The organism is Haloferax mediterranei ATCC 33500 (genome assembly GCF_000306765.2).
Taxonomy (GTDB): Archaea; Halobacteriota; Halobacteria; order Halobacteriales; family Haloferacaceae; genus Haloferax; species Haloferax mediterranei.
On record NC_017941.2, the window covers coordinates 1,039,108 to 1,065,408 of the forward strand.

31 protein-coding genes are annotated in these 26,301 nt (G+C 62.8%); 9 read left to right on the plus strand and 22 right to left on the minus strand.

The genetic code is table 11. The features are described from left to right. Positions 1–122 precede the first annotated feature (122 nt). From HFX_RS05295 to purB, 5 genes are all read right to left on the minus strand, one after another. Positions 123–689, minus strand: coding sequence for a DUF7110 family protein (locus HFX_RS05295; RefSeq protein ID WP_004572586.1), 567 nt, complete (start codon positions 687–689; stop codon positions 123–125). A 144-nt stretch (positions 690–833) separates the two neighbouring features. Continuing rightward, positions 834–1,178, minus strand: a complete 345-nt coding sequence (locus HFX_RS05300; RefSeq protein WP_004572585.1) for a glutaredoxin family protein — start codon at positions 1,176–1,178, stop codon at positions 834–836. A 100-nt stretch (positions 1,179–1,278) separates the two neighbouring features. After that, the gene (gene gfcR, locus HFX_RS05305) at positions 1,279–1,911 is read right to left on the minus strand and encodes a transcriptional regulator GfcR (RefSeq protein WP_004572584.1); all 633 of its coding nucleotides are present in this window, start codon (positions 1,909–1,911) and stop codon (positions 1,279–1,281) included. Next, positions 1,908–2,981 carry a glucose 1-dehydrogenase gene (locus HFX_RS05310; protein ID WP_004572583.1) on the minus strand — a complete coding sequence of 358 codons (1,074 nt, stop codon included), beginning with the start codon at positions 2,979–2,981 and terminating at the stop codon, positions 1,908–1,910. Before HFX_RS05310 ends, gfcR begins: the two co-directional genes overlap by 4 nt. A gap of 345 nt (positions 2,982–3,326) precedes the next feature. Beyond that, positions 3,327–4,715, minus strand: coding sequence for an adenylosuccinate lyase (gene purB, locus HFX_RS05315; protein ID WP_004572582.1), 1,389 nt, complete (start codon positions 4,713–4,715; stop codon positions 3,327–3,329). Positions 4,716–4,905: 190 nt separating this feature from the next. Here purB and purH point away from each other — a divergent pair, with 190 nt between their 5' ends. The 6 genes from purH to HFX_RS05345 all read left to right on the plus strand — a co-directional run bounded on the left by purH (position 4,906) and on the right by HFX_RS05345 (position 11,263). Continuing rightward, positions 4,906–6,483 carry a bifunctional phosphoribosylaminoimidazolecarboxamide formyltransferase/IMP cyclohydrolase gene (gene purH / locus HFX_RS05320; RefSeq protein ID WP_004572581.1) on the plus strand — a complete coding sequence of 526 codons (1,578 nt, stop codon included), beginning with the start codon at positions 4,906–4,908 and terminating at the stop codon, positions 6,481–6,483. 388 nt (positions 6,484–6,871) lie between these two features. Then, positions 6,872–7,300, plus strand: a complete 429-nt coding sequence (locus tag HFX_RS05325; RefSeq protein WP_004572580.1) for a universal stress protein — start codon at positions 6,872–6,874, stop codon at positions 7,298–7,300. 63 nt (positions 7,301–7,363) lie between these two features. Beyond that, entirely contained in the window at positions 7,364–9,814 is a 2,451-nt protein-coding gene (gene folP / locus HFX_RS05330; protein ID WP_004572579.1) for a dihydropteroate synthase, read from the plus strand. Between the two features lie 41 nt (positions 9,815–9,855). After that, complete coding sequence (locus tag HFX_RS05335; RefSeq protein WP_004572578.1) at positions 9,856–10,059, plus strand: hypothetical protein; 204 nt, start codon at positions 9,856–9,858, stop codon at positions 10,057–10,059. Between the two features lie 72 nt (positions 10,060–10,131). Beyond that, positions 10,132–10,884, plus strand: coding sequence for an NRDE family protein (locus HFX_RS05340; protein WP_004572577.1), 753 nt, complete (start codon positions 10,132–10,134; stop codon positions 10,882–10,884). A 25-nt stretch (positions 10,885–10,909) separates the two neighbouring features. After that, on the plus strand, positions 10,910–11,263 hold the full coding sequence (locus HFX_RS05345; protein ID WP_004572576.1) for a helix-turn-helix transcriptional regulator: 354 nt from the start codon (positions 10,910–10,912) through the stop codon (positions 11,261–11,263). 148 nt (positions 11,264–11,411) lie between these two features. Here the strand turns inward: HFX_RS05345 and psmA are convergent, their stop codons facing one another. The 12 genes from psmA to HFX_RS05405 all read right to left on the minus strand — a co-directional run bounded on the left by psmA (position 11,412) and on the right by HFX_RS05405 (position 21,036). Next, positions 11,412–12,170, minus strand: a complete 759-nt coding sequence (psmA, locus tag HFX_RS05350) for an archaeal proteasome endopeptidase complex subunit alpha (protein ID WP_004572575.1) — start codon at positions 12,168–12,170, stop codon at positions 11,412–11,414. 6 nt (positions 12,171–12,176) lie between these two features. Then, complete coding sequence (locus tag HFX_RS05355; protein ID WP_004572574.1) at positions 12,177–12,656, minus strand: Rpp14/Pop5 family protein; 480 nt, start codon at positions 12,654–12,656, stop codon at positions 12,177–12,179. A 5-nt stretch (positions 12,657–12,661) separates the two neighbouring features. Then, positions 12,662–13,288: a class I SAM-dependent methyltransferase gene (locus HFX_RS05360; RefSeq protein ID WP_004572573.1), complete on the minus strand. Its 627-nt coding sequence runs from the start codon at positions 13,286–13,288 to the stop codon at positions 12,662–12,664. Next, positions 13,272–13,967 carry an RNase P subunit p30 family protein gene (locus HFX_RS05365; RefSeq protein WP_004572572.1) on the minus strand — a complete coding sequence of 232 codons (696 nt, stop codon included), beginning with the start codon at positions 13,965–13,967 and terminating at the stop codon, positions 13,272–13,274. Before HFX_RS05365 ends, HFX_RS05360 begins: the two co-directional genes overlap by 17 nt. 55 nt (positions 13,968–14,022) lie before the next feature. Continuing rightward, the gene (locus tag HFX_RS05370) at positions 14,023–14,586 is read right to left on the minus strand and encodes a BGTF surface domain-containing protein (RefSeq protein ID WP_004572571.1); all 564 of its coding nucleotides are present in this window, start codon (positions 14,584–14,586) and stop codon (positions 14,023–14,025) included. A 39-nt stretch (positions 14,587–14,625) separates the two neighbouring features. Continuing rightward, entirely contained in the window at positions 14,626–15,732 is a 1,107-nt protein-coding gene (locus tag HFX_RS05375) for a M20 family metallopeptidase (protein ID WP_004572570.1), read from the minus strand. Continuing rightward, entirely contained in the window at positions 15,729–16,595 is an 867-nt protein-coding gene (gene dapF, locus HFX_RS05380; protein WP_004572569.1) for a diaminopimelate epimerase, read from the minus strand. Before dapF ends, HFX_RS05375 begins: the two co-directional genes overlap by 4 nt. A 20-nt stretch (positions 16,596–16,615) precedes the next feature. Next, positions 16,616–17,863, minus strand: a complete 1,248-nt coding sequence (gene lysA, locus HFX_RS05385) for a diaminopimelate decarboxylase (protein ID WP_004572568.1) — start codon at positions 17,861–17,863, stop codon at positions 16,616–16,618. Next, positions 17,860–18,702: a 2,3,4,5-tetrahydropyridine-2,6-dicarboxylate N-succinyltransferase gene (locus HFX_RS05390; protein WP_004572567.1), complete on the minus strand. Its 843-nt coding sequence runs from the start codon at positions 18,700–18,702 to the stop codon at positions 17,860–17,862. Before HFX_RS05390 ends, lysA begins: the two co-directional genes overlap by 4 nt. Next, positions 18,699–19,460 (minus strand): 4-hydroxy-tetrahydrodipicolinate reductase, encoded by a 762-nt coding sequence (dapB, locus tag HFX_RS05395; RefSeq protein WP_004572566.1) that lies wholly within the window; start codon positions 19,458–19,460, stop codon positions 18,699–18,701. The genes HFX_RS05390 and dapB overlap by 4 nt, the downstream gene beginning before the upstream one ends. After that, complete coding sequence (dapA, locus tag HFX_RS05400; protein ID WP_004572565.1) at positions 19,457–20,374, minus strand: 4-hydroxy-tetrahydrodipicolinate synthase; 918 nt, start codon at positions 20,372–20,374, stop codon at positions 19,457–19,459. Before dapA ends, dapB begins: the two co-directional genes overlap by 4 nt. A gap of 317 nt (positions 20,375–20,691) precedes the next feature. Beyond that, positions 20,692–21,036, minus strand: coding sequence for a hypothetical protein (locus tag HFX_RS05405; protein WP_004572564.1), 345 nt, complete (start codon positions 21,034–21,036; stop codon positions 20,692–20,694). Between the two features lie 121 nt (positions 21,037–21,157). On the opposite strand from HFX_RS05405, the gene HFX_RS05410 reads away from it, so the two are divergent. Beyond that, a complete protein-coding gene (locus tag HFX_RS05410) occupies positions 21,158–21,655 on the plus strand; it encodes a LabA-like NYN domain-containing protein (RefSeq protein WP_004572563.1) in 498 nt (165 codons plus the stop codon). Positions 21,656–21,674: 19 nt separating this feature from the next. Here HFX_RS05410 and HFX_RS05415 read toward each other — a convergent pair whose 3' ends face one another. Beyond that, positions 21,675–22,577 carry a DUF7847 domain-containing protein gene (locus HFX_RS05415; protein ID WP_004572561.1) on the minus strand — a complete coding sequence of 301 codons (903 nt, stop codon included), beginning with the start codon at positions 22,575–22,577 and terminating at the stop codon, positions 21,675–21,677. A 235-nt stretch (positions 22,578–22,812) separates the two neighbouring features. After that, positions 22,813–22,980 carry a hypothetical protein gene (locus HFX_RS19985; protein ID WP_169330952.1) on the minus strand — a complete coding sequence of 56 codons (168 nt, stop codon included), beginning with the start codon at positions 22,978–22,980 and terminating at the stop codon, positions 22,813–22,815. A 119-nt stretch (positions 22,981–23,099) separates the two neighbouring features. On the opposite strand from HFX_RS19985, the gene HFX_RS05420 reads away from it, so the two are divergent. Further along, entirely contained in the window at positions 23,100–23,579 is a 480-nt protein-coding gene (locus HFX_RS05420) for a PUA domain-containing protein (protein WP_004572559.1), read from the plus strand. 51 nt (positions 23,580–23,630) lie between these two features. Here HFX_RS05420 and HFX_RS05425 read toward each other — a convergent pair whose 3' ends face one another. The 3 genes from HFX_RS05425 to srp19 are packed head-to-tail and all read right to left on the minus strand — an operon-like array spanning position 23,631 to position 25,180. Further along, positions 23,631–24,629 carry a presenilin family intramembrane aspartyl protease PSH gene (locus HFX_RS05425; RefSeq protein WP_004572558.1) on the minus strand — a complete coding sequence of 333 codons (999 nt, stop codon included), beginning with the start codon at positions 24,627–24,629 and terminating at the stop codon, positions 23,631–23,633. Positions 24,630–24,677: 48 nt separating this feature from the next. Further along, positions 24,678–24,902, minus strand: a complete 225-nt coding sequence (locus tag HFX_RS05430; RefSeq protein ID WP_004572557.1) for an H/ACA ribonucleoprotein complex subunit GAR1 — start codon at positions 24,900–24,902, stop codon at positions 24,678–24,680. Then, positions 24,902–25,180: a signal recognition particle subunit SRP19 gene (srp19, locus tag HFX_RS05435; RefSeq protein ID WP_004572556.1), complete on the minus strand. Its 279-nt coding sequence runs from the start codon at positions 25,178–25,180 to the stop codon at positions 24,902–24,904. Before srp19 ends, HFX_RS05430 begins: the two co-directional genes overlap by 1 nt. Positions 25,181–25,299: 119 nt before the next feature. Between srp19 and HFX_RS05440 the strand changes: the two genes are divergently transcribed. Then, on the plus strand, positions 25,300–26,247 hold the full coding sequence (locus HFX_RS05440; RefSeq protein WP_004572555.1) for a hypothetical protein: 948 nt from the start codon (positions 25,300–25,302) through the stop codon (positions 26,245–26,247). The last annotated feature ends 54 nt before the right edge of the window (positions 26,248–26,301 follow it).

Here is a 26,301-nt window from a genome sequence, read left to right on the forward strand (position 1 = left end):
TCTAATTAGGTGGTGTAAATGCTTTTTGCCCGAGGAATAGGGTGGCCCGTGATACCTCCAAACACGATGTTGGCCGCAGACTCACGTCGTTCGGCGGGCGGGGATGGGGAGATAAGACGGGTTCAGGAGATGAACTTGTTATCGCGCCAGTTGACTCCGCTGTCGGACGAACCGTTCTGTTGTGGGTTCTCGACAACCTCGACGGAGGCGGCACGGACTTCGCCTTCGACGATGCGCGTTGCCTGTAGTTCGTCGTCCTCCTCCGTAATCGCGGTCAGCGTCCCTTTCTCCGAAAGCATCGCAATCTCGCGGAGTACGAGGAACATCGGGTACTGGAGCGCCGTGTTCTGGAGGACGGTTTCGAGGTCGCCCTTAAAACAGGCGAATTCGACGAGTTCCGACGGAATCTCCTCTTCTTCTTCTTCTCCCCAGTTTGGCGCGCCCGCACGGGGCGGCTCTTCTTCGTAGACACGGTTTTCGGTCACGCTTGCCTTCAGTTGTGCCGTCGGCGTGTACTTGCTGAGGTTATCGTCAGCAGAGACGGCTTTGATGATAAGCGTGTTATTACGGCGCGTGATGTCTACGTTTTCGACCTCTGGTGGGAGGTCGGGGTCATCCTCGAAGTAGTCCATTACGTCTTCGAGTGGCAGTTCCAACGTCGAATGGAGTCGATATACGCGGCCTGACATTGTTGGCTTCGGTATCGACGAGAGCCACGGTGCGGGCGCACGCGGTTGGCGATACCTGTGTGCATCTACGTGTTGAAGGCTTAAATGGCCTCCCCTTCTCGTTAGGTCGTAGATATAAAATCAGGTCCGGCCGCAGTCGGGCGATTAGTTCGCGCCAGTCAGCGTCGCTTCGAGTTCGTCCCGCTCGTCGAGTTCTTCGAGAATGTCGCTGCCGCCGATGAACTCGCCGTCGACGAACGTCTGGGGAATCGTCTCCCAACCGCTCTTTTCGTTGAGCGCCTCGCGGAAGTGCGGAAGTGCGGGCAGCACGTCAATCGTCTCGAACTCATCGACATATTGCGAGATGTGTTCGAGCGCCTTCGCGGAGTAGCCACACTGAGGCATGAGGCGGTTACCCTTCATGAACAACACGACGTGGTTGTTCTCGATGGCCTCGTCGACGCGGGCCTGTACTTCCTCGGGGTCGAAGCTCTCCGGTTGGAATGTCATGCACGCAGGTAACGCCCGGGTGGACAAAGGAGTTGCGTCGCAAAACGTTCGATGCGAGCGGGAACGATACCGAGTCCCGCCGAGTGACAAGAAGTGCTGCTTACTGCTCGCCGACGCGGACGACGTTGATGAGCGAGTAGACCGGGACGCCGTCGATTTCTTCGACGCCCTGTTTGTCCACGATAACCACGCATGCGAGCGGTTCGCCGCCTTCGGAGCGAATCGACTCGATGGTTTCGCGGAGCGTCGTGCCGCTCGTCACCGTGTCGTCGACGATGAAGCAATCGCGGTCTTCGACGGGTGCGAAGTTCCGGGAGAAGCCGCCGCCGAGGTCTTCGATATCTCCTTCGTCCCACTGGTGCTTTGCGGGCGCGTACGCGCCGAGGGTCGTTTCGAGTTCGCGCGAGACTGCTGTTGCGAGCGGGACACCCGCCTTCTCGATACCGATGGTGACATCGGCCGTCTCGCCGGTCTCCATCAGAAGGTCCGCGAGCGCGCGGCCGATGTAGGTGAGGCGTTTGCCGCCGCTCCCGATTGCATTCCAGTCAACGTGGATGTCGTCGGGGCCTTCGGGTTTCGTGTCGGGTTCGGGTTTCGCCGCCGCACCGCTTCGTTCGACCAGCCAACTAGCGGTCTCACGGGAGACGTTCAGCTCGTCGGCAATCTCGCCTTTCGAGAGTCCACGGTCCGCGAGCTCCGCCGCGCTGGCGATGAGGTCGTCGACGTTCTTCATACAGTACTGAATTCGATGGCGGTTTTTATAGTGGTGTCGTCGTCATCGAATGCTGCTTCAAACTCCGAAAGCGGGTGGACTCCGGTGACGAGGTCTTCGAGGAACCACTTCGGAAGTTTGGTGAACGTCACGGTTGCGGCCTCGAAGTGCTCGACGTGGGAGTTGACGCTCCCGACGAGCGCCTTATTGTGCAGCACCATCTCGCGGTGGAACGCTCCGGCATCGACCTCGAACGCCCAGTCGCTCGGAACACCGAGGAGCGCACCGACACCGTTCGGTGCGAGGGCTTGTACCGACTGGATGGCGTGTTTCGGGAAGCCGGTGGCCTCATAGATGAAGTCCATCTGCTCGTACACGTCCGGCACGTCCTCGACGGGTGTCTGTCGGGAGTCGACGTATGTCGCGTCGAGTTCCTCGATGATGTCGATTGTCGGGTCCGGGCGGTCGCGACGGCCGAGACAGTAGAGGTTCTCGTAGCCCTTGTCGTCTACCTTCAGCATGGCGAGCGTCAGGAGTCCGAGACTGCCGTTTCCGAGGACGAATGCCGACGACGGGTCCCAGTCGAACGCCGACCGACTCGCGTAGGCGTGTTCGAGAGCCTTTTCGGTGATAGAGATAGGTTCGATGAGAAATCCGAGTTCCGCCTGCGAGCGCGGGATGCGGACGAGATACTTCTCCGGACTGGTGAAGAACTCGGACATGTACCCGTGTGCGCCGACGATACCGCGCTCGAAGTACATCCCGTCGGGGGCCATGTCCGGTTGGTCGCGCTCAAAATATTCGTTCGTGCCCGACGCCGGCGGTCGTCGAACCGTCGGAACGACGATGTCGCCTTCCTCCAGTTCCGTGTCGTTCGGGTCGACGACGACGCCGACCGCCTCGTGGCCGAGCACGAGATGGTCTTCGCCCTCTGGGAATCCCCCGTGCCCACCGGCGATGACCTCGTGGTCGGTCCCGTCGACGCCGACCCGAAGCGTCCGAACGAGCGCCTCCCCGGACTCGGGTTCCGGTCGTGGCTTTTCGATGACGACCGGTCTATCTTCCCCGCGCTTGACGGCGATTGCTTTCATACGTTTACCAATGCACCACCCCACCAAAAGACTTATTCTATGATGAGTAAATAATTCAGTACGGTGAGCGCCCAGCGTCGTCTTACCAGCCCATGACGCACCGCCACGTGCGGACCAGCCTATCCAGCCCACCCGTGTCGGCGTTCACCGGCCCGTGCCCAACCCGCGCGGAGACCGATATCCCGTGCCCATCGGTCTCCGGCGGCGGTTCATCTCCTGACGAACCGCTCATTCTTCGAGCAACGCGTCTCGAAGGCTACAATAGAATAACGCCGGGAAAACTGTTATAACCCTCGTTCAGCCGTCGATATCGTCAGACTTCGTCTGACGGACCGACGAACGAAGTTAGTCGATATCGTCGACGAGTTCGTCCGCCAGTCCGACGTACGTCGCGGGCGTGAGCGCGAGGAGTTCGTCGCGAGTCGATTCGTTCACATCGAGGTCCGAAAAGAGGTCGTGGAAGTCTTCGAGGGTCACATCGCGCCCGCGAGTGAGTTCCTTCACACGCTCGTACGCCTGCGTATCGCCCTCGCGGCGGAGAATCGTCTGGACGGCCTCGCCGATGATAGCCGGCATGTCGTCGAGTTCGTCGCGCATGACGTGCTCGTTCGGGACGACCTTTCCAAGTCCGGTCTGGGTCTTCTTGTAGCCGATAAGACAGTGCGCGAACGCAGCACCGATATTGCGTTTGACGGTCGAATCCGAGAGGTCGCGCTGGAGACGCGAGGTCGTGACGTAGTCCGCGAGGAACGTCAGGTCGGCGTTCGCCTTCGAGAGGTTTCCTTCGGAGTTCTCGAAGTCGATGGGGTTGACCTTGTGCGGCATCGTCGACGACCCGGTTTCACCCTCAACGGCCTCTTGGCCGAGGTAGCGGTCGGAGACGTAGAGCCACGCGTCGCGGTCGAGGTCGACGACGACGTTGTTGACGCCGCGGAAGGCGTCGAACAGCGCCGCGAGGTCGTCACACGGGTTGACCTGCGTGGCGAGCGAGGTGTGTTCGAGGCCGAGCGACCCGACGAACTCGCGGGAGAACGCGCGCCAGTCGACGTCGGGGTAGGCGGCGACGTGTGCTGCGTAGGTGCCGGACGCGCCAGCGAGTTTCCCGGAAAGGTCGTCGTTCGCGGCCTCGACGCGGGCCAGCGTGCGACCCAGACGGGAGGCGTAGACGGCCATCTCCTTGCCGAACGTCGTCGGTGTGGCGGGTTGGCCGTGGGTTCGCGCGAGCATGGGCACGTCGCGGTACTCCTGTGCGAGGCTGACGAGTTCGTCGCGCATCTCACGGAGTTCGGGGACGAGCACGTCTTCGACTGCGCCCTTGACCATCAGGCGCTGTGCGAGATTGTTCACGTCCTCGGAGGTCAGACCGAAGTGAATCCACGGGTGGATTTCGTCGTCCGTCTCGGTGCGGATGAAGTACTCGACGGCCTTCACGTCGTGGTTCGTCGCGGAGAAGCCCTCCGCACCCTCGACTTCGAGCCGTTTCACGAGGTCCGCGTCATCGTTGTCGAACTCCTCGTAGAGTGCCCGCAGAGACTCGCGTTCCGAATTAGAGAGTGAAAGCGGCGTCGCGTCGAGGTCCGAAAGCGCGACGAGGTACTCCACTTCGACTTGCACGCGGGCGCGCATGAGCGCGGCTTCACTCACGTGCTTCGCGAGCGGTGCGGTTCGGGAGGCGTAGCGCCCGTCGAGCGGTGACACCGCATAGAGCGGGTCGTTCCGGTCGGCGTCGGTCATATCTGACTCGTCTCGGTCGGGTAGGTTAAACGGCGGGGGTTCGCGCCCATCGGGGGAACCGATGTTGAGCACATGTGTGGGTACTAAAAAGCGATAGTCGGCCACTTCAGACAGCACCTATACACAAACATGACCACATCGGACGCTATGGACCGCAACCACTTTGAGGACTGCGACACGCTCTCACCACATGGTCACCATCGCCGGTCTCGCGAGCAACCGTGGACGAAACCTGCGCAACATCGCCGACCGCGCCCCTGGCGGGGCGGAACTCGGCGTCGTCGTTTCGAACCACGCCGACGCACCCATTCTCGACGCCGCCGCAGAGCGCGGCATCCCGACCGAAGTCGTCGAGCGCGACGACGACGAGTCCCGCGAGGCGCACGAAGAGCGCATCCTCGACGCACTCGCCGACTACGACTTCGACCTCGTCTGTCTCGACGGCTACATGCGCGTGCTCACATCCACGTTCCTCGACGCCGCGCCGACGACGCTCAACGTTCACCCGTCGCTTCTCCCCGCGTTCCCCGGCATGGACGCCCACGAACAAGTTCTCGAAGCGGGCGTGAAGACGACCGGCTGTACGGTTCACGTCGTCAACGAGGAAGTCGACGACGGACCCATCGTCACGCAGGAGGCCGTCCCGGTCTACGGCGACGACGACGTGGACGACCTCAAGTCGCGCGTCCTCTACGAGGCCGAATTCAAGGCCTACCCGCGCGCAGTCCGCTGGTTCGCCGAGGACCGCGTGACGGTCGAAGACGACACCGTCACCATCGAGGGCGATGTCGACGCCGGGCTTCCCGAGCGCCGCGTCACCTCCGAAGACCGCTACGACACGCTCCGCTACGGCGAGAACCCGCACCAAGACGCCGCCGTCTACGTGGACGAGACGTGCGAGGAAGCCTCCGTGGTCGGTGCGCCCCAACTCAACGAGGGCGCGAAAGGCCTCTCGTACAACAACTACAACGACGCCGACGGCGCGCTGAATATCATCAAGGAGTTCGACGAACCCGCCGCGGCGGTCATCAAGCACACGAACCCCGCCGGCTGTGCGACCGCCGACACGCTCGCTGAAGCCTACGCCGACGCCCTCGCAACCGACCCGATGAGCGCCTTCGGCGGCATCGTCGCGCTCAACCGCGAGTGCGACGCCGAGACGGCCGAACTCATCATCGACTCGTTCAAGGAAGTCGTCGTCGCGCCCGGCTACACCGACGACGCGCTCGACGTGCTCACGGAGAAGAAGAACCTCCGTGTACTGGACGTGGGCGAACTTAGCGACCGAACCGAGACCTACACCGAAAAGGCGCTCGTCGGCGGGCGACTCGTCCAAGAGCGCGACCTCTGGACCCCGACGCTCGACGACCTCGAAGTCGCCACCGAGACGGAGCCGACCGACGAGCAGTTAGAGACGATGCTCTTTGCGTGGAAGGTCCTGAAGCACGTGAAGTCAAACGGGATTCTCTTCGCCAAGGGTACCGAGACGGTCGGCGTCGGCATGGGACAGGTCTCCCGCGTTGACGCGGTCGAACTCGCCGCGATGAAGGCCGAGGAGCACGCCGAGGGCAAGGACGCACAGGGAGCCGTCATGGCCTCCGACGCGTTCTTCCCGTTCCCGGACGGCGTCGAGAAGGCGGCCGACGCGGGTATCGAGGCGGTCATTCAGCCCGGTGGGTCGGTGAACGACGACAAGGTCATCGAGGCGTGCAACGAGCGCGGGATTGCGATGGTGTTCACTGGGGAGCGGTGCTTCCGCCACGACTGAGCGGAGCGAAGGAGTGGCGGAAGTCAGTGAGACGAGCGAAGCGAGTCTCACGCGATTTCAGACACGATTGAGCACAGCGAAATCGTGTCTGAAACTCGTGGCCGCGTGTAACGAGGACACGGGACTTTAGGTGCGAGCGAGCAACGCGAGCGAGTGCCTAAAGCTAATCTACCCAACCGCTAGTCTCACAACTGCTCTGACCAACCGCTACTGCTCTGACCAACCGCTAGTCTCACAACTGCTCTGACCAACCGCTACTGCTCTGACCAACCGCTAGTCTCACAACTGCTCTGACCAACCGCTAGTCTCACAGCCCCCAACCACCACTTATTCCCACAAACTAACACCGACGGGTTCCTTCAAGTGCTGACGAGTCGAACACAGATGCATGTACGAGGATATTCTGGTGCCGACAGACGGGAGCCGTGGGACGATGCAGGCAATCGAGCACGCGCTCGAACTCGCGGGCGCGAACTCGACGGTACACGTGCTTTCGGTCGTCGACCAGCGCATCTATCTCGCGGCCGGGGGCGACCAGCAGGACGCGGTCATCCAGTCGCTTCGAGACGACGCCATCGACGCCGTCGAGAAGTGCGCCGACGAGTGCGAAGGAGCGTGTGACACGACCACGGCAATCCGCGAGGGCGTTCCGCACCGAGTCATCCTCGAATATGCGGACGAACACGACATCGACGTGGTCGTGATGGGAACCCACGGTCGGACGGGCCGCGACAAACTCGCATCGCTCGGAAGCGTCACAGAGCGCGTCGTAGAGAACGCCCACCGACCGGTCCTCGTCGTCCATATCGACGAGTAGTCCGTCCGCGCCCGATGAGTGAGGAGCGTTAGGCCTAAGCCCACCGTCCGGGTTTTCTCGCGTATGGAGTACCACGAGGCGGTGAACTTCCTTTTCGACCTCCGGCGATTCCAGGTCAAGCCGGGGACCGAGTCGATTCAGCGGTTGCTCTCTCACCTCGGCGACCCACACGAGGGAGTCTCGTTCGTGCAGGTCGCAGGGTCAAACGGAAAAGGAAGCACCGCCCGGATGCTCGACTCGACGCTCCGCGAAGCGGGACAGAGCGTCGGGTTGTACACCTCGCCGCACTTCGACAACGTGCGCGAGCGCGTCCGCGTCGACGGGCGGAAGATTCCCGAATCCGCGCTGTCGGCGTTCGTGGCCGAAGCGAAACCGTATCTTGTCGAGCGTGCCGCCGACGGCGAACCGCTCACGTTCTTCGAAACCGTGACCGCCCTCGCAATCTGGTACTTCGACCAGGCCGACGTCGACGTGGCGGTCCTCGAAGTCGGGATGGGTGGCGAACTCGATGCGACGAGCGCCGTCGACCCCGTCGCCAGCGCCGTCACGAACGTCTCGCTCGAACACACGGCGGTCCTCGGCGATACCATCGAAGAGATTGCCCGGACGAAGGCTGCCGTCGCGCCCGCAGACAACCCACTCGTGACGGGTGCTGCGGGCGACGCACTCGATGTCATCCGCGAGGAGGTCGGCGACGTACTGACGGTCGGCGGCGCGGACGCCGATACCGACGTTCGAACCGCGTACGGCGGTCGCGTGAACCACCAAGAGGCCGCCGTCACCGTCGAAACCGACGACGAGACGCTCGACCTTCGAATCCCGCTTTTAGGTGCGTATCAGGCTCGAAACGCCGGTATCGCAGTCGCGCTCTCCCGACAGGTCCGGCCAGATATTTCCGACGACGAGATTCACCGCGGCCTTCGAAACGCGCACTGGCCGGGTCGCTTCGAAGTCATGGGAACCGACCCGATGGTCGTCTTAGACGGGGCACACAACCCCGACGCCTGCGCACAGGTCGCTACCGTCCTCGACGAGTTCGAGTACGACGACCTGCATCTCGTCTACGGTGCGATGCACGACAAGGACCACGGTGAGATGGTCGAAGCGCTGCCCGACGTCGCCTCCGTCGTCACCTGTCACGCGGACATCTCGCGGGCCGAAGACCCCGAGATTCTTGCATCGGTGTTCGAACGAATCGACGTTCCGGAAGTCGAGACGGGTGACGTGGTTGCATCGGCGCTGGAGCGCGCACGAGAACGCGCCGACCCGGACGACTGCGTGCTCGTCGTCGGGTCGTTGTACGTCGTCGCCGAGGCGCGAACGACGTGGACACGAGCGATAATTCCGAAGACGCACCGTACTCTCGATGACGCTCGCGAGACGCTCGAACGGGCCAACGTGGCAGACGAAGGGAGTCGGGACGAGCGAGCAGCGAAGGCGGTTCATCAGACGGTTCACACGCGCGTCCAGCGACGACAGGCCAGACACCTCAGAGAAGAACTGTTCTCTATCGGCGGCGACTGCGCCGTTTCCGGCCACGAGTCCGGCGGCGAACTCGTCGACGTGGTGTTGATGGGGACGCTCGACCAGTTCGACCGCTTGACGGAAAATCTCCGAGACCGTCCCTACGCGCTCCCGGAACTCGCCGACGAGATCGAAGCGAGTCTCGGACGCGACCCCTCCGCCGAGACTCACGGCTACCCGTGGGAAGACGGTCCATCCGTCATGGGCATCCTCAACGTCACGCCGGACAGTTTCCACGACGGCGGCGAGTTCTACGACATCGAAGACGCCGTCGAACAGGCGGAAGCGATGGTCGAAGCCGGTGTCGGCATTATCGACGTCGGTGGTGAGAGCACCCGTCCCGGTGCCGAAGAAGTCCCAGTAGACGAAGAGATTCGCCGAGTTACGCCCGTCATCGAGGCACTTTCGGACCTCGACGCACTCGTCTCCGTGGACACCCGGAAAGCGGCGGTTGCTGAGGCCGCACTGGACGCAGGGGCCGATATCCTCAACGACGTGACCGGCCTCGAAGACCCCGAAATGCGGTTCCTCGCGGCCGAGCGCGACGTCCCGGTTATCGTGATGCACAGCATCGACGCGCCGGTGATTCCGGACAAGGACATCGACTACGACGACGTGGTCGAAGACGTAATCGACGAACTCACAGAGCGCGTCCTGCTCGCCGAAAAGGCGGGAATCCCGCGTCGAAACATCATCGTCGACCCCGGTCTCGGATTCGGGAAATCGAAGGCCGAGAACTTCGAACTCCTCGGACGCGTCGACGAGTTCCGTGCGCTCGGGTGTCCCGTTCTCATCGGCCACTCTCACAAGTCGATGTTCTCACTCGTCGGCGAGAAAACCGGGGACAACCTCGCGGCAACCATCGCGGGAACGGCTATCGCTGCGGACCGCGGCGCTGACATCATTCGCGTCCACGACGTACCGGAGAACGTCGCGGCCGTGAACGTCGCGCTCGCTTCGCAGGACTCGAGTCGGTTTACCGACGAGTAGCCAGACAACAAATTTTTGACACGTCGGGCGCTCGTCCCCGTATGTACCTGTCGACAGATTTTCCGGGGATTCTCGTCGTTCTCGTTCCATCCGTCCTCATTTTTCTCTTCGTCGGCGGCCTGCTGTTGAAATCACTCATCGCCGTCGTGGGCAGGCGGCGACGTGAACTCGAACAGCGCGTCGAGGAGTTGGAAGACGACGTTGCACGACTGGAAACGCGAATCGAAGAACAGTCCGACGAGTAAACTACCACGGCGTGACGCCCGCGGCATTGCGGTGTGATGGCATTTTTGCACTCCGGGTCCGTACCCCCTCCCGTGTGCACACTCATCCTCGCGTGGCAGGTGTTCGAAGACGCGCCGGTCGTCGTCGCCGCTAATCGTGACGAACTCCTCGACAGGCCTGCTGAGCCACCCCAACGCTGGACCAACGGTGAGGGACCCGCAATCGTCGCCCCGCGCGATGCCGAGGCGGGCGGGACGTGGGTCGGCTACAACGAGGCTGGCGTCTTCGTCGGTATCACCAATCGTTGGGTCGACGTCGAGGGCGGCGGTGAGCAGTCGCGTGGACATCTCGTCCGCGATGCGTTACGTCGCGAGACGGCCGAAGACGCCGCCCGGTTCGTCGAGCACGCGGTCGACAAACACACCTACGACGGATTCAATCTCGTCATCGCCGACGAGAGCGCCGCGCTCTTCTACGAGTGGGACGGCGGACTCTCCGTTCGGAATTTCGACCCCGGCATCCACGTCGTCGTGAACGTCGGCACGCCCGATTCGTGGTTCGTCCCGGCGCAACGCCCCGAGGTGGGTGAGGAGCAAGCAGACAACGCCCGGCGACTCTGGGAGACACTCCAACCCGAGGCGAGCGAGGCGATGACCGACTGGCGCGAGCGTGCACGGACCGCGCTCGGAGACCACGATTTCGGCGTCTGCGTCCACGACCCGGAGGGTCGATTCGGCACGCGCTCGTCGTCGCTCATCACGCTCGGCGCGGAGGAATTCGCGTACGAATTCGCCGACGGACCGCCGTGTCAGACCGCCTTCGAACCGGTCGAACGTCAGGATTAAACCACTCGCCCGACGTGTACGTGGTATGAGCGCGAGCGAAGCCGAAGCCGATCTTTCTTCCGATGAGCGCGCGGGACTGGAACTCATCCGCGAGGCGGGCGGCATCCATCAGAGCGATTTCTGGAAAGAACTCGATATCTCGTCCCGGAAGGGAAGCCGCATCGCCGAAGTGCTGGAGTCGCTCGGTCTCATCAAACGGACCCAGACCGTCTACAGCGGCCACACGACGTACTACCTCGAACCCGCCGCACGCGACCTCGAATTTTCGCTGCTCATGGCCGGCGACATGCTCTCGCCGCTCATCGGCGAAGAGGAGATTAACGCGAACAGCAACGCCTTCTCACAGTGGCTGATGAACCTCGCGTACGAGGAATACTGAACTGCGACTGGAGCGGTCGCATCGTGTTGTCCCACAACTGAATCCGTTTCTGGGCTTTTTCGGCGGTCACACGAGAACTGACTGAAATACTGACTCGCCAGTAGCGACGGGAGTCTCGAGAAGAAAACGTGGAACCGCGGGACGCGGCTTACTCTTCTGGCTCTTCGTCTTCCTCGGTCGCCAACAGGTCGTTGGCTTCGAGGTACGACTCGATTTCGTCGTTCGACAGTTCGACGAACTCCTCCGACTCGGCGGAGATGGTCCCAACGTCGACGCCATCAGGCGACGTTCCCTCGTCGTTCGTGGAGGTGATGGTTTCGAGCGCCAGCTCGATACCTTCCTCGAGGGTCAGGTCGTCGCTGTAGTTTTCTTCGAGGTGCGCCTGGTGGTCGCCGCGGTCGGCACCGATAGAGACAGCCTTCCACTCGTAGGGCGTCCCCGAGGGGTCCGTCTCGTAGAGGCGGGGCGTGCCGTTTTCGACGCCGCCGATGAGGAGTGCGACACCGAACGGACGGGCACCGCCGACCTGCGTGTACTGCTGGATGTGGTCGGTAACTTCCTTGGTCAGCGTCTCGATACCGATGGGTTCGCCGTAGCGGAGGCGGTTGACCTGCGACTGTCGGCGGGCGAAGTCGATAAGCTGACGGGCGTCAGCGACGTGACCGGCGCTTGCGATGCCGATGTGGTCGTCCGACTTGTGAATCTTCTCGACGCTCGTCGGCTCCATCAGTGGCGAGCGAGAGCGCTTGTCCGCCGCGAGGACGACGCCCTCGGGCGTTCGCACACCGATGCTCGCGGTGCCGCGCTTGACGGCCTCGCGAGCGTATTCGACCTGATAGAGTCGACCATCCGGCGAGAAGATCGTAATCCCGCGGTCGTACGCCTGTTGTTGCGCTTGTCCCTGCATGGAATATCACTCGAAATCGAGTTGCGTCGCGCCCGTGAACCCGTCCGGACCGCGAACGTCCAAGAGGGAATTGCGGACAACGGCGGTCCGGGATTCGTTCTCGAACACGACGTCTCTCTCCTGAGAAATTCCGGCCCGGCCGTGTAAATACCTTTCCGAACAGGCACGCACCGTCCCGGAGACGCCTCGCACTCTCACTCCGACTGGGTCGCTTCCGACCTCGTCGATGCAGGCGAGTGCGGCACGGGTTTCGTCAACGTAGCCGCGACGGGCGCGAACGATGGTTTCCGCGATGCCATCCGCAGAGTCGAACCCGAGAACTGTCAGGTCGGCGTCGGCGCTCCCCGAATCGCCGAAGAGGTTCTGGGCGGCGTACCAGAGTTCGCGCTGGAACGCGCCGCGGTTGAGACTCGCGTCGGGCCACGTCTCGATTTCGACCGCGAGGTATCGCCACCGCGGCCGCAGGTGTTTTGGCAGGTGTTTCATCGAGCTTATTCGTCGATGTCGGGTGCTCGTTCAGCCACGAGAACGCCGACCTGTTCGTGGACGGATTCGACGGCCGTGAGGACGAATCCGGCGTCGGTGAGCGCGTCAGCGAGGAAGCCGACCGTCGCGGGGTCGTCGACTTCGGGGGAGTAGTACGGTTCCTCGGGGTCGGGTTCGCCGAAGAACATCACGTCACCGAGGACGAATCGCTGCGGTTCGAGGTCGGAGATGACCTCGATAGTCTCGCGCTTTTCTTCGTCCGAGAGGTGGTGCATGGCGAAGTTGGAGACGACGATGTCGACCTGTTCTCCGTCATCTACGTTCGGGTCACGGAATCGCCCCTCGTCGAATTCGACGTTCTCGATGCCGACTTCGGCGGCCTTCTCGCGGGCCTGTTCGAGCATTCCCTCGCTGATGTCGCGGCCGACGACGCGCTTTGCGTCAGGTGCGAGTGCGAGTGCGATGGCTCCCGTGCCAGTGCCGAGGTCGAGAACGACGTCGTCGTCGGACGGGTCAGCGTAGTGGACGACAAGCGAGACGCACGCACGGTACTCTTCGCTGTCCTGTGACTCGTCGTAGTCGGTGGCGATATCGGAGAAGCGAGCGGCGTGTTCCTCAATTGTCTTCTTCATATCGGCCACATTCGACGCCCGGGGCTATGAACGACTCGGACATCCGCTCGCGGTTCCGCTCGGCGAGTCGTCCCCACTCCCGGAGTCCGTCGAGAATTTGCTCCTCGTCGAAGCCGATGACCTCTCCGAGTCCGGCCAGTTCTCTGGGCGCGCGAAGTTCGAGGTGCGAGTGCGGCCCGGCGGAGACGACGTAGGGCACGTCGTAGTATTCGACGAGTTCGCGGAGTTTTCGGAGGTCGGAAATCGCCTGCACGCGGGTACCGCCGTCACTTCTGAGCACCGGTCCGAGGTCGAATTCGACGCGGACGCCGTTGTTTCGGGCGGCCTTGGCGAGGACGTGATTGAAGTTCCCGCGGTCGGCCATCGGACGCGAAAGCACGTCCACTCGTGGCTGTTCGACGGCGAAGCGATTGAGCGCGTTCGTCCCGCCGCGGAGGATGACGAGTTCGCGCTGCGGTCGGTAGTTTCCGACCGCGCCGCTGGCGTGTTCCGGGTCCGGTGCGTCGATTTCCACGGCGTCGACGAGGTCAACATCGAGCGCGTCACGGAGGCGGTCGTAATCGGGACGTGCGTCGAGGCCGCGGATGACGACGCCGTCGTAACCGTATCGACCGGCGGCGGTCGCGACGCGACTAGCCGTGCTCTCGCCGTCGGGGTGTGCGTAGACCGCCTCGTACATACGCCGACGATAGGTGTGGTGGAAAAAGGGCGTTGCGTTCCGACTTCGCGGTGGGCTACTTCCGTGTGCGAGCGAGCAACACAACCGATAACAGGGAGATAATGGCTGTTCCGACGCCGAATCCGGGGATTTCGAACCCCGACATCGAGTCGGTTGTCGAACGTATCGTCGTGGTCCGCTCGGTCGTCGTTGTCGTTTCGTCCGCTCCGGGTATCGGCGTAAACGTCGAATCCTCAGGCATATTACCTGTCACGACCGTTCCATTTAGCTCGTAGATAGCTGTCTCGTTGTGCCGAACCGTGATTTGTACTGCTCCTCCTCGAAGTGGTGCTAACTCCGAAAGGTCGAACGATACGTCGAAGGTTCCGTTTTCACCGACACGAACCGGCTTCGATACGAGAAACGGGTGTGTCCCACCGACCGATTTGATTCGGATGCCGATGACGGCCCCGGCTTCGAACGGCGTCGTTCCGCTGATGTGTTGGTCTGTATCCGCGTCGAGGACGAGGGAGTCACCCTGATAGTTGATGACGGTGGAACCGTCAGCAACGACGGCCCCGGGTGTCGAGAGGAGGAGGAGGAAGACAAAGACGACGGTGAGCGACTGGAGGGGACGCATCGTCCAAGATATATCTTTGGACGAACAAGTACGTTTTGATTAATCGACAGTTGCTGTTCCAATAAGCTCGGAAACAGCAGTTTTGAGCGATGTAGCCGCGGTTCGAACGTCGTCTATCGTCACGTACTCTCGGTCGGCATGTGCGACTGCGCCCTCGTCGTCGGCGAGTTCGCCGGGACCGAAGACGACCACTGGTGACGGAGAGAAATACGACGCTTCGGTCGCCGCCGTGAATGGACGAACAGCACCTCGTCCACCGGCCTCCCGCGACGCCCGTGCGAGCGTCGTCACGAGTTCGTAGTCGGGGTCGGTCGCGAATGCTTCGAGGAACGGCGTCGGCCGCTCGGTGAGTTCGAAGTCGACGCCAACTTCGTCGGGTGCGGCGTCTCGAAGCGTCGATTCGAGCGCCTCGCGAAAGCCGCCAGCCGTCTCCGGCGGGACGCTCCGGCGGTCGACGACGAGTCGACAGGCTGCCGGAACCTGGTTCGAGTTCTCGCCGCCGTTGACCATCGTCGGCGTCAGCGTCGCCGCGCCGAGGTCGGGGTGTTCGTCACGGTCGTCGTCGAACGACCGAATCGCGTCGAGGACTGGCGCGAGCGCGTCGATAGCGTTGCTACCCGAATCCGGCTCTGCGGCGTGTGCAGCGATGCCAGCCAATGTGACCGTTCCCTCGAAGCGGCCTTTCGCGGCCGTACACACGTCGAGACCGGTTGGCTCGCCGACGATGTAGCAGTCGCCGTCCACGTCGAGGGCGGCCGCGCCGGTCGAAAGGAGTTCTTCGTCGGGCGTAATCGCCAGCGTCACCCGAGCGTCGGGAGCAGGGTCGACCGCGAAAAACGCCGCGAGAAGTGCTGCGAGCGGTCCCTTCGCATCGCACGAACCTCGTCCGTGGATAATTCCCTCCTCGCGGGCGTACGGGATGTGTGGAGAGACGGTATCGATGTGCGTGTTGAGGACGAGGTGCGTCTCGGGGTCGGAGACACCTTTCGCGGCGAGTGTGTTCCCCGCGTCGTCGACAGTCGCGTCGGTACCGTGGGATTCGAGCGTTTCGACCAGCAGGTCACGCATCTCGTCCACGTCATCGTTCGAGGCTACGGGGACGGCCCGTTCGAGGAACGCGATGGGGTCGAACCCCTCGTCGTTCATCGTTGGCGGAAGACGATGTCGGCTTCGCCGTTCCCCTCGCGGACGGCCGGGCCGCCGAGAAGCGCCGTTCCTTCGTCGGGAACGGTCACGGAGAGCGCACCACCCGGTGGTGAGACGGAAACCGGGTCGTCGCCGGAGACGAGTCCGAGTCGCTTGGCGACGGCAACGACGGCGACTGCGCCGGTTCCGCAAGACTGCGTCTCACCTTCGATACCGCGCTCGAAGGTGCGCTGGCGGAAGCCGCCTTCGCCGTCCGGCGAGGCGATGGTGACGTTCGCTCCCTCGGAGAACAGCGGTGCGTGTCGAATAGACGGCGCGACCGATTCGAGGTCCACGTCGTCCACGTCGTCGACGAACGCGACGGCGTGTGGAACGCCCGTGTTGACGGCCGTGACGGTTAGTCCTTCGACCTCACCCTCGACGAGTTCGTCGTCGCTTTCGAGCGGGACATCCCGCGGGTCGAACGAGGGGATACCCATCTCGACGTTTACTTCGTTTCCGTCGACGGTCGCGCGGCGGGTTCCGGCGGGCGTGTCAATCATGATTTCGTCCGTGTTGGCTCGCTCGGCGGCCCATGCAGCGGCCACGCGAGCGCCGTTTCCGCACATGGCGGCCACGGAGCCGTCCGGTTGGACGAGAGTCATGACGACCCGCGGCGGGTCGTAGCGCGATTCGAGTGCGAGAAAGAGGACGCCGTCCGCGCCGCGTCGGTCGCTTCCAGTCAGGACGATACCTGCGTCTCGGTCGCAGTGGGTTCGTGCGAATGCGGGGCGGTCGGGAACCGGGTCTTCGGCGTCGACGACGAAGAATTCGTTTCCGGTGCCGTGGTACTTTTCGAATGGAACGGAGTTGAGTACGCTCATTGGTTTGTGTAGGTGCTTGGTCAGTTGGGGATGTGTTCGGATGCGGTGCGTTCGAGAGTGGTGATGTCGTCGAGGGTTTCTCGGCGGCGGGCCAGTCGGGACTCGTCGCCGTCGAGGACGACTTCGGCAGGGCGCGGACGGGAGTTGTAGGTGCTCGCCATCTCGTATCCGTATGCGCCCGCGTTACCGAGTGCAAGGAGGTCGCCGCGTTCGGGACGGGCGAGTAATCGGCCGTCGGCGAACACGTCGCTCGTCTCGCAGACGGGTCCTGCGATGATAGTCGAAACCGCCTCGGCATCGGGCCGAGAGAGGTTCGAAATCGCGTGGTACGCGTCGTACATCGCCGGTCGGAGCAACGTCGTCATACCAGCGTCGATGCCGACAACGGTCGTTTCGGGCACGTCCTTCACGGTGTTGACTCGCGAGAGGAGGACGCCCGCGTCGGCGACGACGTAGCGCCCGGGTTCGATTGCGAGTCGGGCGTCGGTGTCGCCGAGTGCCTCGCGGGTCGCGTCGGCCACGGCGTCGAGGGAAAGCGGCGGTTCGTCCTCGCGGTACGGGACGCCGAAGCCGCCGCCCACGTCGACGAATTCGAGGCCGTCGATGGAGCGGGCGAGGTCGCCCATTCGGCGGACCAGTTCGCGGTGCGCCGAGAGGTCGTCGCCGGAGATACCGCTTCCCGCGTGGGCGTGGACGCCGACGAGGGCAACGTCGTCGCGCACGTCCTCGGCGAGGTCGGGAACGCGGTCGATTGGAATACCGAACTTCGCGTGCGCGCCGGTTCGGACCTTCTCGTGGTGGCCCGCGCCGATGCCGGGGTTCGCCCGGAGACAGAGTCGTCCGTCGAAGCCGCGTTCGCGCAGGCGGTCGATAGTGTCCGCCGCACCGACGGTGATGGTCATCTCTGGATTCTCCTCCCACCGTGAGACCACGTGGTCGAGGTCCGCGGCCGGCGGGTTGACGGCGGTGTAGCGGACGCGGTCGCCGGGGAAGCCAGCTTCGAGGGCGCGCTCGACTTCGCCCGCGGAGGCGCACTCGGCGTCGATTCCGGCGTCGCGGACGGTTTCGAGAACCGCACGTCCGGCGTGCGCCTTGACAGCGTAGCTGATGTGTGCGTCGGGGAATGCTTCGCGGAGGCGGTGACAGTTCTCGCGGACGCGCTGGAGGTCGGTCACGTACAGCGGCGAGCCGAACTCGTCGGCGAGCGAGCGGAGGTGCTCGCGGTCCCAGTCGGCCAGTCGCCGGACGGCCGGACCTCCCTCGCTCATTCGCGGAGTGCCTCCTCCCGACGGGTCGCATCGAGGGTGTCGTCTTCGATGTCGAGGGCGACGACAGCGGGCTTGTACGCGCCGCCGGCGAACAGGTCGTGGTCGCCGAGCGATGATTCGACGAAGCGGGTGAATGCCCGACGGTTCGCCGGTAGGTGCCCGTAGTAGATTTCCTCGTCGACAAGGTCGTAGACGGGGATACGAGGCGTGAGAAGCGTGTTCTCGCCGACGATGGAGTTCTCACCGACGACGAAGCCGGAAGTGACGCGACAGCCAGCGCCGAGGGCTGCACCGTCTTCGACGACGACCGGCGCGTCTTCGACGGGTTCGAGAACGCCCCCGATGAGGGTGTTTGCCCCGAGCTTTACGTCCGCGCCGATTTGGGCGCACGAGCCGACGGTGTCACAGGAGTCCACGAGCGTACCGTCACCGACGGACGCGCCGATGTTGACGAACGAGGGACTCATCATGATACAGTCGGAGCCGAGGTGTGCACCACGGCGGATAACGGTCCCATCGGGCGTGTTGCGGGTGCCGCGGTCGCCAAGGTCGTCGGTGTCGCGAAGGGGAAGCACGTCGTGGTAGCGAACGTCGCCGTACTCGCGGGTGAGCGTCTCGCGCAGGCCGAAATTGAGGAGGATGCCCCGCTTGACCCACTCGTTGGCCTCCCACGAGGTCACGTCGGTCCCCGTCTTCTCGGCGGCGCGAACCTCGCCCGCTTCGAGGGCGTCGAGGAACGCGTCGAGCGTGTCGAGTTCGTCGACGGTTGCAGACGCGGCGTCTACGTCGCCGTCGTCGTATCGCTGCCACAGGGTTCGTACGTCAGATTCCAGACTCATTCCAGCACCTCGGTGAAATCGTACCACCCGGCGTCGCGGTCTGATACCCACGCCGCGGCGTCGAGCGCGCCGGCGGCGAAGACACCCCGCGACCCCGCGCGGTGCGTTAGTAATAGTGACTCGTGATTGCCAGCCAGTAATACCTCGTGCTCACCGGCAATATCCCCCGCTCTTCGAGCGTGGACGCCGATTTCTTCTTCGCTTCGCGGGGCTTCGCCCTCACGGCCGTGGACACGTGGGGAGTCGCCGCGGGCTTCGTCTATATCTTCCAGAAGTGTCAGTGCCGTCCCGCTCGGCGCGTCTCGCTTGGCGTTGTGGTGCGTTTCGGTGAGTTCGATATCGTAGCCGTCGAGCGCGGGAACCGCCTCGCGGACCGCCCGGCGGAGCGCCGCGATACCGCGCGAGAAGTTCGAGGCGTAGAGCACCGGAACCTCTTCGGCTGCCTCGCGGAGTGCATCGAAGCCACCCTCACTCAGTCCGGTCGTCCCCGAGACGAAGGCGACGCCCGCTTCGGCGCAGGCGGTCGCGACTTCGATGCAGGCCGACGGGCCGGTGAAGTCCACGAGCACATCAGGACGGTTCTCCGCGAGCAGGTCGGGGAGGTCGGCGGCGTCTTCGACGGTGACGCCCTCGACTTCCGCACCCGGCGAGCGACTGACCGCAAACGCGACATCGAGGTCGTCACGGTCGGCGGCCGCGGCGAGGACTTCCTCACCCATTCGTCCGGTTGCGCCCGTGACGCCGACGGTGACCGTCACGCGTCGTTCCCTCCGTCGGGGACCGCCGACTCTGCGGTGAGTTCGTCGAGGATGCGGCGGAGTTCTTCTGTGTGTTCGTCGGTGAGTCGCGTCAGCGGCGGGCGCAGGCGCGCCGGGCCGTAGCCGCGGATTTCCATGGCTTCCTTGACCGGAATCGGATTCGTTTCCACGAACAGGTATCGACAGAGCGGCCCGAGTTCGTGGTGGATGTCGCGGGCGCGTTCGTAATCACCTTGCAGCGCCGAGTGAACCATCGCGCCCGTGCGTGCGGGTTCGATGTTCCCAACGACCGAAATCGTCCCGACGCCACCGACGGCGAGCGTCTGGAGCGTGAGTCCATCGTCACCTGAGAGGACCGCGAAGTCTTCTTCGCGGGTGTACTCGACGACCTGTGAAATCTGTCCGAGGTCGCCGCTTGCGGCCTTGTAGCCGACGATATTCGGGTGCTCGGCGAGCGTCGCAACCGTCTCGGGGAGGATGTTGCTTCCGGTGCGGCCGGGGACGTTGTAGACGATTTGTGGCAGGTCGACCTCGTCGGCGATGGTCCGGTAGTGTTCGATGAGTCCCGCCTGTTCGGGCTTGTTGTAATACGGCGAGATGAGAAGGAGCGCGTCGGCACCGGCGTCGGCAGAGCGCCGCGAGAGTTCGAGCGCCTCGCGGGTCGAGTTCGAACCGGACCCGGCGATGACGGGGATGTCTTCGACCGCCTCGACGACTGCCTCGACCACTTCGACGTGTTCGTCGTGGGTCAAGGTCGCCGATTCGCCGGTCGAACCGACCGGGACAAGCCCGTCGACGCCGGCGGCTTCCAGTCGCCGAACGTCGGATTGTAGTTGTTGGAAGTCGATACTCCCGTCCTCGTCGAACGGGGTGGTCATCGCGGGATAGACGCCGCGAAGGTCAAATGTTGTCATGTGTCGTTGTGTTGTGTGGAGACGGTTGTGGTGATGTGTGAGAAACGGTCGTGGAACCGAGTGCGTGTCAACCAAAGGCCGCCCGAGACGGGGTCGCTACTCCCGCAACGAGCGATTCAATACACGCGTTTTTTCGAAAAGAAAGCGGCACGCGACGCTGTCGACCGTGTTGTGGCCGGCGAAGGTCGCGTCGCGTCGTTCACACCAGATGTGGGTACTGGAAGTATAATATAACTTGCGCAGCCTGCAGGTCCTGCCGCGCGGGCGCTGGCACTGACGGTTCCGTTCATCCAGGTCTACATTCCGTTCATCCAAGTCTACACTTCTACTTCTTCGAGGACGGAACGACCGCCTCCGGGTTTCGACTCCCACTCCCACTCGTCTTCGATTCGGACGCGGCCGTCGACCAACTCTTCGGCGATTCCAACCAAGTGACCCGTCGAAGTCTCGTGGTCCTCGTTGAGCTGTACGTACCGTATGTTCAGGATGCGTCCGTCGAACGTGCCGGTCAGGAATCCTTCGATGATTGTTCCTCCAGCGTAGTGAGCGGTGACGACGTTGCCGTCCTGTTCAAAACGAAACCGGGTGTCACCGCCGACTTCCCCACCGTCGTTTTCGACGCCTACGAGTGTTCGGCCGTCGAGGGATAGCGTCTGGGCCATGCTTGGACCTAGCACGGTACTGAGTTACGTGTTTCTACGACGACCGAACGTACCCGATGGGAGTCTGTCTGAGTTCCGCTCCCGGACGGTTATTAGTCCGGGCCGTCCAATCGACACACGAATGACTGAGATTCACCCCGGTCAGCGCGTCGCCATTCTGGCTGACGCGCAGAACCTTTACCATACGGCACAGAGCCTTTATTCGAGAAATATCGACTATTCGTCGCTGTTGAAGAAAGGAACCGCAGGGCGGGACTTAACCCGGGCTATCGCCTACGTCATCCGCGCGGATTCGCCGGACGAAGACCGTTTTTTCGATGCACTCGTCGACATCGGGTTCGAGACGAAAATAAAGGACATCAAGACGTTCGGTGACGGGTCGAAGAAAGCCGACTGGGACCTGGGTATCGCGCTGGACGCGGTCAGTCTCGCGAACCACGTCGACACCGTCGTCCTCTGTTCGGGCGATGGTGACTTCGAACGACTCTGTACGCACCTCCGCCACGAGGGTGTTCGAGTCGAGGTGATGGCCTTCAAGGAGTCGACAGCAGACGAACTCGTCGAGGCCGCAGACACCTTCATCGACCTCTCAGAGCGAAAAGAGACGTTCTTGTTGTAAGTTTCAGCGCGTTACTGTCCTACTCGAATTGTGGAATCACCGAATCGCCGTCGATGTCTGGACCGGTAGGTTCGGCAGGGCTTGATTGGTGTTCCTCGAAGAAAGCGACCGCGTAGGTGGTCTTGAACGCCGTCAGTAACATCTGCATCGCCAGTGAAAGGAGCGTAATGGCGGCGATTTCGACCGCCGAAAAACCCATCCCGGCAGGCATGCCTGCGGTCGCAGCCCCGCCCGTGCTCTGTATCGTTTGGAAGTCCTGAATCGTCCGGAAGAACACGAATCCCAAAACAGGCAGTGCAGTGATGATTCCGGCGACCACTTGGATAACCGAGTAGCCGAGCGTCGGCACGATATTCGACCAGACGAAGCGATAGCTTTGTTGGAACGACTCGATTGCACCGGCGTCGTTGACAACGACAGCGACCGGGAAGAACTGGATGAAGAACATGATGATGATGTATGCCAACACGAGCAGCCCGGCGAAGAGGAGAAGGACGATGACGCCGCCATTGAGGGCAAGGCCGCTGCCAGTGGCGGCAGCACTGATGCCGAGTGTAAACACGCCTGCGATAGCGAGGAAGATGAAGATGATGACGAAGGGGAGGGTGATACCCAACTCGACAACGTTCGCCAGCAAGAGCGGCACGTACTTCTCACGACCGACGTCGGTCAGTGTGGACAGCGAGGTCCGCGACGTGTCGCTTTCGACTGCCTCGTCGGCCATGCCGTAGATTCCAGCGATGATGAACGGCGTGATAAAGAACGTCAGCGCCTGCAACGCCAGCGGGAGGAGGGGGATTTGCGCCAACTGTGCGGCGGTCTGCGGGAGTACGACGAGACCGAGAATGAGTCCGCCGAGGAACAAGACCGGGTTCGTTCTGATACCTCGGAGGGCGGTTTGGAGGGACTTGATAGCAGCCATCATTCGACGTGTCGATGCGATAATACGTAAATGGGAGGGTTGTCATCGGTGAAAATCGGAATAAGCGTCGTCGAGTCCCGCGGTTAGCGGTCACGGAGTGGGACGGATACGAGAAACAAATCAATTAGATGACACACCGATGGGAGAGAAATAACTGACCAATATCAAATGGATAACGAACCGAGAGCAGAAACAGAGCAGAGAGAGGATAGAAAGACGACGGGGAGACGGACAGTCAAGCCGTCGGCGAAGATACCCGGAAAGCGGTGGCGAGTGCACCGAGCATGGCAATAGCGGCGAGGAACATCGAAAGCCGCCCGTCGATGGCTGTCTGCGTGAGAAGCCCGCTGCTCACGAGGAGCAAGACGGTTCCCACGCCGGCGAGCCGAACGTCCGCAGTCATACTCCGACGGCGGTCGTTCCGGTACTTATGACTTTTCGTCTGGGCCTGTAGTGACAACATGCCTCACCCCATCGTCCGCGACCGCGACCCACTTTAGCCGGCAGGGAGAACGACCGGGTATGACCGAAGCCGACGCGGCCGACCTGGCAGACCTCCGGGTCGTCGCAGACTACCAGTTTGGGGGCGGTGCGGGTGACGCGCTGTTCCCTGCCGACGCGGATATCGAACTCTCACGCTCGCGGAGCGGCCGCCCGCGACAGGTGTACGTCGAGGGCGACCGCGTCACCTCCTACGGAACCGACGGCCGCTTCACCCTCGGCATTGCCGGCGGGCGGCGACTCCGTGCCGAACTCGACGATGCGTACGTCGTCCGCGTGGGCGACGAGTCCATCCCGTTCGTTCGCGACGGCAAGAACGTCTTCGCGAAGTTCGTGACCGATGTGGACCCCGGCATCCGCCCGAGCGACGAGGTTTGCGTCGTCGGTCCCGACGGCAACCTCCTCGGCGTCGGGCGCGCGGAACTCTCTGCAGATGCCATGCTCGACTTCGAGACGGGGATGGCCGTGCGGGTCCGCGAAGGTGCGGGAAGCGAAGAATAGCGACGGGAAAATATCCCCAACCCCGGCGACTGCCGGAGTCGGAACCCGGTTTTACAGATACTGCGCTAGTCCGAGTGCTTCGACGAGCGGAACACCCGCAATCACGGCACCGATGAGATAGCCGCCGATGGCTCCGCCGTTGAGAAGCGGGAGTCCGGCGTGGGCGCGGCCTTTCATCACGGCCCACATGAGACCGGCGAAGCCGATGAACGTCCCGACCATGGCGAGCAGTGCGGGCAAATTCAACACCGGAAGCGCCGAGATGCCGAGCGCCGGGGCTTCCGAGAAGACCGCCGCCGACGCGACCATCACCGTCGGCATGACCGCGTCGCCGAGACCGATGAAGAACGCGTCGCGGTCGGCGGGGTCGCGTTCTTCGTCTGTGTCTCCTGCGTCTGCGTCTTCCGCATCGTTCCCGGCGTCCGCGTCCGCTGCATTCTCACCGACATCGTTTGCATCGCGCGCGAAGTCGTCGTCGAGGAGCGAGTACGAGAAGGTCGTCGGGATGACGAGCACGACCGGAATTCGGAGGTCCATCACTCCTTCGGCGAGGTCGAGCATGTGTTTCGTCTTGTAGACGCTGATAGCGTCGTAGACGGCGAGAACCGATAGGAGTACGAGCGACGGGAGCAGTCCGAAACTAATGCCGAACAGTCCTGCTGCGCCCGCGCCCATGAGCGCTCCCGAGATGTCGATGACGTACCACTCGGGATAGACGAAGAGCGCGATGGCGACGGCCGCCGAGAGACCGATTGCGAGGGGTTCGCTCGGGATGATGGCCGAGAAGACGTACCACGAGAGCAACCCGCTCGTAAAGACGATAATCCCGCGAATGAGTTGGTCGAGGTCGTATTTGAACGCCGCGAGCATGAACGCCGTCATACCGATAATCGCGCCGATGTAGACGAGGCTATTCGTCGGGTTTGACGGGTCGTCGAACGTCTGGTATCCGAGTTCGGAAAAGGTCGGAGCGAGGGCGAGCGCACCCACCTGTACGACGAGGAAGATGAGGGCGGCGAGGGCGACCCCTCGATAGGCGCGGCGTGACATGAAGGGGCGTTTCCACCCGAAGGCTTTGGGGATTGCGCTCTGGATTCGTCAGCGGGCGTAAAGTTTGCTGCCGACGAGTCGCGCTGGATTGCCGTCGTCAGCCGTGATAGCGACGTACGGACGGTCGACCGGGCCGAACACGTCGACGATACGGCCAACTGTCGAGAGCGATTCATCGACAACCATCGTGCCGATGTCCGGTTGGTCGTCGTCGCCGAGGCGAACGATAGCGAGTCCTTGTGCCGTTCGGGAGACGGTGCCGATTCGTCGCATCAGTCGCGGAGGATGTCGACGTAGGCGGCGGCGGCCTGTACGATGTCGTTTTTGGTGGCGTCGTCGGCGTTGTTCACGAGGACGCGACCGCGCGGCTCGAACTCACGGGAGTACTGTTTGTCTCGTTCGATGACCGCGTCGTAGCCGACCTGCTGGACGGCCTTCGCAACTTCGTCTACGGTCGGGTCTTCGACTGCTGCCGACTTGGAGACCCGCCGACCCTCGCTACGCGAAAGCGAGGCGTCGAGGTAGGCGGGGTAGATGACGTTCTCGACCATACCCGTGTCTCCGCCATCCGACGGTAATACGGTTGTGGTCTCTTCGGGGCGGGGAGCAGACGCCTGACGATTCCGTAGTCGGATGTTTATTATACAATGCGTGGTCGGAAACAAGTGACATGAGCGGATTCGGGTACGTTGGATTGGTTATACTGTCGGTCGTGTTCGTGTTTTCGTTCCGGTGGCTCGACCCGGGAGCTTCCGCGCAAGTGTCTCAGCAGTTCGGAATCCCCAGTCACGTGGGCTGGACGTTCGCTATCGCGGCGTTCCTGTGGGCGTACCTCCCCGTTCTCGCGGGAGCAGACATGGGCAACGAACTGTGGTTTTTCGGGTCCGTGGTCGCCGGGGTTGGGTTCTTTGCCGTGGCTGTCTCCGTGAGTTCGATAGACGCGTATCGCCTGTTGCGGCGTGTGTCCTTCGCCGAACCCGAAGCCATCACCCCGAGCGATACACACTCGCTCGTCGGCACTTCGGGTCTACCGATACCACTCTCGGGCGACCGGGAAGACGAGCCCAAAACACCGTTTTCCGGTCGCCCGTCTGTCTACACCGATTGGACCGTCCGAAGAGGAGATTTCAACAGTTCGAGGAGAGAGTGGAAGCATTTCGGCGAAGGGACTGAGCAAGCCGAATTCTCGCTCGGAGACGGCACAGTCGAGGTCACTGCAGAGGACCCCCGCACGTTCAACAAAAAAGAACACACGTTCACTATCGACCTCTCGAAGCACGTCCCGGAGCCCGCGGCCACGTTCCTCAGGGAGCATCCGGACCTCCCGGCTCCCGAGTCGTCGGACGACAACCTCCAATTCGCCGAGCGATATATCCCTGCCGACAGCTCTGTCACCGTCATCGGAAACGCGACTCAAGCCGCCGACCCCGGCGTCGTCTGTATCGAAGGAGCGTCTGAATCGGTCTTAATTCGAGGCGACGCCGAACTCGCGCGTTGCACGATGCGCAAGCGCGTCTATTGGCTCGGCGTCGTTGGCATCGTGATGATTCTCGGCGGGCAACTCTTGGCATTCTGGCTGTCCGCTGTGAGTCTCACTGACGTGCTCTCGACGTTGTGACCACTGGCACGCTACGTACTCGCGGGGAACGTGCGAAAATAAAAACTGTCGAGA

Excerpts from the sequence above, each read along its gene's own strand:
- HFX_RS05295 (WP_004572586.1), bottom strand. The coding sequence starts at position 689 with ATGTCAGGCCGCGTATATCGACTCCATTCGACGTTGGAACTGCCACTC.
- HFX_RS05300 (WP_004572585.1), bottom strand. The coding sequence starts at position 1,178 with ATGACATTCCAACCGGAGAGCTTCGACCCCGAGGAAGTACAGGCCCGC.
- gfcR (WP_004572584.1), bottom strand. The coding sequence starts at position 1,911 with ATGAAGAACGTCGACGACCTCATCGCCAGCGCGGCGGAGCTCGCGGAC.
- HFX_RS05310 (WP_004572583.1), bottom strand. The coding sequence starts at position 2,981 with ATGAAAGCAATCGCCGTCAAGCGCGGGGAAGATAGACCGGTCGTCATC.
- purB (WP_004572582.1), bottom strand. The coding sequence starts at position 4,715 with ATGACCGACGCCGACCGGAACGACCCGCTCTATGCGGTGTCACCGCTC.
- purH (WP_004572581.1), top strand. The coding sequence starts at position 4,906 with ATGGTCACCATCGCCGGTCTCGCGAGCAACCGTGGACGAAACCTGCGC.
- HFX_RS05325 (WP_004572580.1), top strand. The coding sequence starts at position 6,872 with ATGTACGAGGATATTCTGGTGCCGACAGACGGGAGCCGTGGGACGATG.
- folP (WP_004572579.1), top strand. The coding sequence starts at position 7,364 with ATGGAGTACCACGAGGCGGTGAACTTCCTTTTCGACCTCCGGCGATTC.
- HFX_RS05335 (WP_004572578.1), top strand. The coding sequence starts at position 9,856 with ATGTACCTGTCGACAGATTTTCCGGGGATTCTCGTCGTTCTCGTTCCA.
- HFX_RS05345 (WP_004572576.1), top strand. The coding sequence starts at position 10,910 with ATGAGCGCGAGCGAAGCCGAAGCCGATCTTTCTTCCGATGAGCGCGCG.
- psmA (WP_004572575.1), bottom strand. The coding sequence starts at position 12,170 with ATGCAGGGACAAGCGCAACAACAGGCGTACGACCGCGGGATTACGATC.
- HFX_RS05355 (WP_004572574.1), bottom strand. The coding sequence starts at position 12,656 with ATGAAACACCTGCCAAAACACCTGCGGCCGCGGTGGCGATACCTCGCG.
- HFX_RS05360 (WP_004572573.1), bottom strand. The coding sequence starts at position 13,288 with ATGAAGAAGACAATTGAGGAACACGCCGCTCGCTTCTCCGATATCGCC.
- HFX_RS05365 (WP_004572572.1), bottom strand. The coding sequence starts at position 13,967 with ATGTACGAGGCGGTCTACGCACACCCCGACGGCGAGAGCACGGCTAGT.
- HFX_RS05370 (WP_004572571.1), bottom strand. The coding sequence starts at position 14,586 with ATGCGTCCCCTCCAGTCGCTCACCGTCGTCTTTGTCTTCCTCCTCCTC.
- HFX_RS05375 (WP_004572570.1), bottom strand. The coding sequence starts at position 15,732 with ATGAACGACGAGGGGTTCGACCCCATCGCGTTCCTCGAACGGGCCGTC.
- dapF (WP_004572569.1), bottom strand. The coding sequence starts at position 16,595 with ATGAGCGTACTCAACTCCGTTCCATTCGAAAAGTACCACGGCACCGGA.
- lysA (WP_004572568.1), bottom strand. The coding sequence starts at position 17,863 with ATGAGCGAGGGAGGTCCGGCCGTCCGGCGACTGGCCGACTGGGACCGC.
- HFX_RS05390 (WP_004572567.1), bottom strand. The coding sequence starts at position 18,702 with ATGAGTCTGGAATCTGACGTACGAACCCTGTGGCAGCGATACGACGAC.
- dapA (WP_004572565.1), bottom strand. The coding sequence starts at position 20,374 with ATGACAACATTTGACCTTCGCGGCGTCTATCCCGCGATGACCACCCCG.
- HFX_RS05405 (WP_004572564.1), bottom strand. The coding sequence starts at position 21,036 with ATGGCCCAGACGCTATCCCTCGACGGCCGAACACTCGTAGGCGTCGAA.
- HFX_RS05410 (WP_004572563.1), top strand. The coding sequence starts at position 21,158 with ATGACTGAGATTCACCCCGGTCAGCGCGTCGCCATTCTGGCTGACGCG.
- HFX_RS05415 (WP_004572561.1), bottom strand. The coding sequence starts at position 22,577 with ATGGCTGCTATCAAGTCCCTCCAAACCGCCCTCCGAGGTATCAGAACG.
- HFX_RS19985 (WP_169330952.1), bottom strand. The coding sequence starts at position 22,980 with ATGACTGCGGACGTTCGGCTCGCCGGCGTGGGAACCGTCTTGCTCCTC.
- HFX_RS05420 (WP_004572559.1), top strand. The coding sequence starts at position 23,100 with ATGACCGAAGCCGACGCGGCCGACCTGGCAGACCTCCGGGTCGTCGCA.
- HFX_RS05425 (WP_004572558.1), bottom strand. The coding sequence starts at position 24,629 with ATGTCACGCCGCGCCTATCGAGGGGTCGCCCTCGCCGCCCTCATCTTC.
- HFX_RS05430 (WP_004572557.1), bottom strand. The coding sequence starts at position 24,902 with ATGCGACGAATCGGCACCGTCTCCCGAACGGCACAAGGACTCGCTATC.
- srp19 (WP_004572556.1), bottom strand. The coding sequence starts at position 25,180 with ATGGTCGAGAACGTCATCTACCCCGCCTACCTCGACGCCTCGCTTTCG.
- HFX_RS05440 (WP_004572555.1), top strand. The coding sequence starts at position 25,300 with ATGAGCGGATTCGGGTACGTTGGATTGGTTATACTGTCGGTCGTGTTC.